General features: G+C 46.3%; 7 protein-coding genes. All 7 read right to left on the reverse strand.

All coding sequences use genetic code 11. The features are described 5' to 3' along the window. Positions 1 to 139: 139 nt before the first annotated feature. Entirely contained in the window at positions 140 to 1,834 is a 1,695-nt protein-coding gene (pseC, locus tag LZ23_RS11315; RefSeq protein WP_084591025.1) for a UDP-4-amino-4,6-dideoxy-N-acetyl-beta-L-altrosamine transaminase, read from the reverse strand. Next, on the reverse strand, positions 1,822 to 2,112 hold the full coding sequence (locus LZ23_RS11320; RefSeq protein WP_045214252.1) for a hypothetical protein: 291 nt from the start codon (positions 2,110 to 2,112) through the stop codon (positions 1,822 to 1,824). The genes pseC and LZ23_RS11320 overlap by 13 nt, the downstream gene beginning before the upstream one ends. A 51-nt stretch (positions 2,113 to 2,163) precedes the next feature. After that, positions 2,164 to 3,030 (reverse strand): UDP-N-acetylglucosamine 4,6-dehydratase (inverting), encoded by an 867-nt coding sequence (gene pseB / locus LZ23_RS11325; protein WP_332308281.1) that lies wholly within the window; start codon positions 3,028 to 3,030, stop codon positions 2,164 to 2,166. An 877-nt stretch (positions 3,031 to 3,907) separates the two neighbouring features. Further along, complete coding sequence (locus LZ23_RS11330; RefSeq protein WP_045214253.1) at positions 3,908 to 4,219, reverse strand: hypothetical protein; 312 nt, start codon at positions 4,217 to 4,219, stop codon at positions 3,908 to 3,910. Further along, positions 4,216 to 4,422, reverse strand: a complete 207-nt coding sequence (locus tag LZ23_RS24135) for an addiction module protein (RefSeq protein ID WP_045214254.1) — start codon at positions 4,420 to 4,422, stop codon at positions 4,216 to 4,218. The genes LZ23_RS11330 and LZ23_RS24135 overlap by 4 nt, the downstream gene beginning before the upstream one ends. Before the next feature lie 122 nt (positions 4,423 to 4,544). Further along, complete coding sequence (locus LZ23_RS11340; protein WP_198145979.1) at positions 4,545 to 4,712, reverse strand: type II toxin-antitoxin system HicB family antitoxin; 168 nt, start codon at positions 4,710 to 4,712, stop codon at positions 4,545 to 4,547. Between the two features lie 166 nt (positions 4,713 to 4,878). Continuing rightward, positions 4,879 to 5,007 (reverse strand): GxxExxY protein, encoded by a 129-nt coding sequence (locus LZ23_RS23525; RefSeq protein WP_332308282.1) that lies wholly within the window; start codon positions 5,005 to 5,007, stop codon positions 4,879 to 4,881. Positions 5,008 to 5,022 lie beyond the last annotated feature (15 nt).

Consider the following 5,022-nt stretch of genomic DNA (forward strand, 5'->3'; position numbering starts at 1 on the left):
AGTTCTTCGTAAAGCATGAATCTCAACCCACGGAATAGTCATTATCAAAGACAGAAGATTATCGCCCACGGAATAGTCATTATCAAAGACAGAAGATTATCGCCCACGGAATACACGGAATAGCACGGAAAAGAAATCTTTAAATTCTGTGTCTTTCCGTGTGTTCCGTGGGCAGGATTCTTTTCAAGGCATCCACCACTCGGTCCTGCTCCTTCTCGGTCATGGCCGGGAACAGGGGCAGGGTGATGGCTTCCTGGTAATATTTTTCAGCCTCTGGAAACATGCCCCATTTAAACCCCATGGCCTGATAATATGGATGGGTATGAACCGGGATATAATGTACGATGACGCCTATATCCTTTTTTCTCAAATATTCAAAGACCTGTCTACGTGTCAGGTTCATCTTTTCCAGATTCAGACGGACCACGTACAAGTGCCAGGCTGAATCACTATCCGGATGCTGCCAGGGAACAGTCAATGGAAGATCAGCAAGAAGCCGGTCATACCGAGTGGCCAATTCGCTGCGTCTGGATACAAATTCATCCAGTCTGGATAGCTGGCTTAAGCCAAGGGCCGCCTGGATATCAGTCATGCGGTAGTTGAAGCCGAGATCTATCTGTTCATAATACCAGGGTCCATCTGGTTTCTGTCTCATAAGGTCAGGATTGCGGGTTATGCCGTGGTTGCGGAGGAGGGCAATTTTTTCGGCTAATTCATGGGTATTGGTAACCGCCATGCCGCCTTCGCCTGTGGTAATGATCTTGACTGGATGAAAGCTGAACACGGTTATATTGCTGTAGCGGCAGCAGCCCACAGGTTCGTTTTTGTAATATCCGCCAATGGCATGAGAGGCGTCTTCGATGATAGAAAAGCCGTATTCCCGGGACAGAGCGTGGATGGCTTTCATATCACAGGGCTGACCGCACATATGCACGGGTACTACTATTTTGGGAAGTCTTCCGGATTGTCTGGCATGTCTTAGTTTTTCTTCCAGAGCCTGCGGACACATATTGTAAGTACGCGGATCAATGTCCACAAAATCCACATTCGCGCCGCAGTGCAGTGCGCAGTTCGCTGAAGCTACAAAGGTAATGGGAGAGGTCCAGAGGATATCGCCTGGTCCAAGGCCAAGGGCTTTGCAAGCCAAGTGCAGGGCACTGGTGGCAGAGTTAACTGCAACGGCGTGCTTTGTTCCAACCTTGTTCGCAACTGACTTCTCAAACTCCGGTACTTTTGGGCCCTGGGTGATGAAAGCGGCGCGAAGAACTGAGCAGACAGAGGCTACGTCCTGCTCGTTAATGGATTGTTTGCCGTAAGGGATGAAGCTGTGGTCCGCCTCCGGCCCAGAGGGACCTACGCCTCGGTGGGAAGTCCGTGCAATGGTGTCCGTGGATCTGGAGCAGTCTAAAAAGGGGTTTATGGCCTGGACAAAATCGAATTTTTTGAAGTCCTTGGTGTTTAGGGTGTATATATTTGTTATACCATTTTCTTTGAATGTGCTGGCGATTAAAAAATCAAAGATATCATTTCTTTTGACTGAATAGCCATGTGCTTCTTCAATTGCCATCTGCAAACATGCTTGTGAACATTGCAGAACAGCAAAGCTCTGGGACTCATAAAAATCGCGAATAGCAGCACATGCTGTACTTGGCTGTAAAGGCATACCGATCTTGCGCCCGTCAGTTAACACAGAATAAAATTCCAAAAGGCTGAACTCAGCTATTCCCAGAATGGTGGTCTTGATCTTTTCTTCTACGAAATTAAGAGCAACCTTGTGAAATCGCGAAGACTCATCAAATGCATAAATGAGAATATTGGAGTCTATTCCCTCCATGGGAACTTGTCCTCCATTCTTTCTTCCATCAATACAGAGTGCCGCAGTTCATCAGGGTTGTCCGGCGTTCCAAGTGAGCCAGCATTCTTCATTCTTTCCAGAAGCCGCTTTGTTGCAGCATCCAGTTCTTTCTCCCCTTTATTTTTTGATTCATCAGGTATTTGCTCAATTCTGATCCTGAGTTTTTCCCCGGTACGCAGTCTGTGGGCGATTGAAGGCTCAACAGATATTCGACCATCAGGCAGCATTTCGCCTATGTATTCCATTGTGGTGTTCATATCAGGTCTCCATTTTTCCTTTGGGAAATATGCGAATCAATTAGTGGCACATCATCCACAAGCCAGGTGGTTAAATTCAGTTATTTCTTCAATGGTCAGAAAATGAGGATTGTCTCCTGAATTGTACTCAAAGCCCTGTGAAACAGGTTTGCCTTTTTCGCCCAGTCTGTTTTCCAGAAACTCATTGCTTCGGCTGAAGAACCGTATACTTGGCTTTATTACGTAATAGTCCGGAAATTCAATGGTCAAATGAGAATCATCCCTGGGGCACATTACCTCGTGGAGCTTTTCACCCGGCCTGATGCCGATTATTTTACGGGGCAGGGCAGGAGCCATGGCTGTGGCCAGGTCAGTTATGCGCACAGATGGTATCTTGGGCACAAATGTTTCCCCTCCGTGCATGCGCTTGAAGCTCTGCATGACAAAATCGACTCCCAGATCCAGGGTAATCCAGAATCTGGTCATGTCTTCATGAGTAATGGGCAGGTGATCTGAACCGGAAGCTATGAGCTTTTTAAAGTGCGGGACGACAGAACCCCTTGATCCCAGAACATTGCCGTAACGGACAACGCTGAATGTTGTGCGGTGAGCCCCGGCCAGGTTGTTGGCAGCTACAAAAAGCTTGTCAGAGCAGAGCTTGGTGGCACCGTAAAGATTAATTGGATTGGCTGCCTTGTCCGTGGACAGGGCAATGACTTTTTCTATGTTATGGGCCAGGGCCGCGTGGATCACGTTTTCAGCACCATAAATATTAGTCTTTACGCATTCCATGGGGTTGTATTCAGCTGCCGGGACCTGTTTCATGGCTGCGGCATGTACTACCAGCTCAACTCCGCGCATGGCCATGGTCAGGCGCTCCCGGTCCCGAACATCGCCGATGAAATAACGCATTTCAGGTCCGTGGAATTCCTGCTGCATTTCAAACTGCTTGAGCTCATCCCTGGAGTAAATGGCCACACGCCTGGGTTTATATTTTCAAACAGGGTGCGGACAAAGTGTTGCCCGAATGATCCAGTTCCTCCAGTAATTAAGATGGATTCTCCGTTAAACATGCCTTTCTCCCGGCATCCGGCCTGATGAGTTGATAGACGACATTACAACATTTCTTTGATGAAGAGTATTGCTTTTAAAATTGCCTATTTGCTATAAATAATCAAGTCTGTATTCCTGCACTGTCTTTCAAGGGGAGCATTACGAGTTTTTTGAAAACAAAATATGAATAGGGTGTGTTAAGGGTATCTTTGTGTAAAAAGCTATAAACTACGGCATGGCACGGGGACTGTCCCTGGCTTCGGGACTGTCCCCATCCATTTTCAAAAAACTCGTAATGCTCCCCTTTCAAGCATACTTCTTACCGATTTCACGTGCCACGTGATTTGGGTAAAAAAGCTACTTTTTACCGCTTTTACGTAACTCGTGATTTAGGTAAAATTATGAAATCACCCCCTGGTCGGTATTTTGACTGTTGATGATTCCAGCTGTTTGTGTTGAATGATCAGGCCTCTGGGGTGCAATTCATGCCCATTTGAGGCTCTGGAAAGCATTTAGGCAAGAGATGTGCCGAATGGATGCAGAATCCAAAGTCCGTGGTCAGAAAAAAGAAAAAATCAGAAGAACTTCGTCCACCCCAGTGTAACACCCCAGAGGGGACTCCGGTTACACGGGGCAGGCGGAATACACGGAAGGGCACGGAAAGAGAAAAACCCGAGGTCCGAGGACGGATGTCGGAAATCGATCATTCACAGTTCAACTCTTTGCATTATGGTCAATGCACTTTTATCCATGCTTATATGATTCACATCCTTTCATTCAGTTGATCCTTTATCCACAGAGGATCTTTTCGCATTGGAAGCACAGCTATTACATAAGCGACTTCTTTATCAACTGTATAGTAAATGGAGTAGGGAAAACGCTTTGCAGACATCCGGTAATAGCCATTTTTTATAACATGAATGCCGCTAAATATGATCAGGGATTTTATATCAGCCATCAGACTGTCCCAGAAATAATCTCCCACTCCAGGTCCTTTGAGATCGTAGAATTCCTTTCCCTTGTTGAGATCCTGGGCAACATCACTTAACGCTACTACTGTTTTGACTTTTTTCATTTTCGTCTTGATGCCAGTTCGTCAACCGAGATATATTCTGCTTCCCCCCTATCAATTTTCATTTGTCTCTGATCAAGCACATCATAATGCCACTTGGGAGATTCAATCTCAGCATCATGGCTTATCAGGGAGTTCCAGAGTATCTCCATTGCCTGGATTCGTTCGGGTACACTCATTTTTTCAATCTCTAATAATGTTGCCATAAAATTTCTCCTTGTATCCGGAGTCCGGGCTCCGAGGTCCGGAATCCGAGGTCGGGAACAGATACCACGCCTTTTCTCAGACGTAAACAAGCTTGCGCCCCATTGGCGCGGGGACAGGATCATTACATTTTTTTCGCAGTATCAATCCAAAGCGCCATGGCATCTTTTACATTATTTAAAGCGCTGTCATGGGTTGAGCCGTGCGCCATACACCCAGGCAACTCAGGAACTTCAGCTACAAAAATATTATCTTCTTCACTCCAATATATAATGATTTCATATTTATCCATAAATTATCTCAGAGAAGAAAAAGAGTTTAGCCCACCCCAGTGTAACACTCCAGAGGGGGCCCCGGTTACACGGGGCAGGCGGAATATAGTGAAGATCACGGAAAAAATATTTTCTTCATGTTCCGTGGGCAAATATGCTTTAATGTTTTCCATGGACAGTAATTGTCTATATTATCATCCGTTTCCACTCAAGTTTTGGATGGTGCCCGAAGTTGACCAACAACCCCAGTCTCATCCCGGTGGCGTGCAGGTAATTCAGCACCTGAGCCTTATGTTCCGAAGCGATCTTGTCCACGGCCTTGAGCTCTAT

It is taken from the genome of Desulfonatronovibrio magnus, from assembly GCF_000934755.1.
Lineage (GTDB): Bacteria > Desulfobacterota > Desulfovibrionia > Desulfovibrionales > Desulfonatronovibrionaceae > Desulfonatronovibrio > Desulfonatronovibrio magnus.

Excerpts from the sequence above, each read along its gene's own strand:
- pseC (WP_084591025.1), bottom strand. The coding sequence starts at position 1,834 with ATGGAGGGAATAGACTCCAATATTCTCATTTATGCATTTGATGAGTCT.
- LZ23_RS11320 (WP_045214252.1), bottom strand. The coding sequence starts at position 2,112 with ATGAACACCACAATGGAATACATAGGCGAAATGCTGCCTGATGGTCGA.
- pseB (WP_332308281.1), bottom strand. The coding sequence starts at position 3,030 with ATGCAGCAGGAATTCCACGGACCTGAAATGCGTTATTTCATCGGCGAT.
- LZ23_RS11330 (WP_045214253.1), bottom strand. The coding sequence starts at position 4,219 with ATGAAAAAAGTCAAAACAGTAGTAGCGTTAAGTGATGTTGCCCAGGAT.
- LZ23_RS24135 (WP_045214254.1), bottom strand. The coding sequence starts at position 4,422 with ATGGCAACATTATTAGAGATTGAAAAAATGAGTGTACCCGAACGAATC.
- LZ23_RS11340 (WP_198145979.1), bottom strand. The coding sequence starts at position 4,712 with ATGGATAAATATGAAATCATTATATATTGGAGTGAAGAAGATAATATT.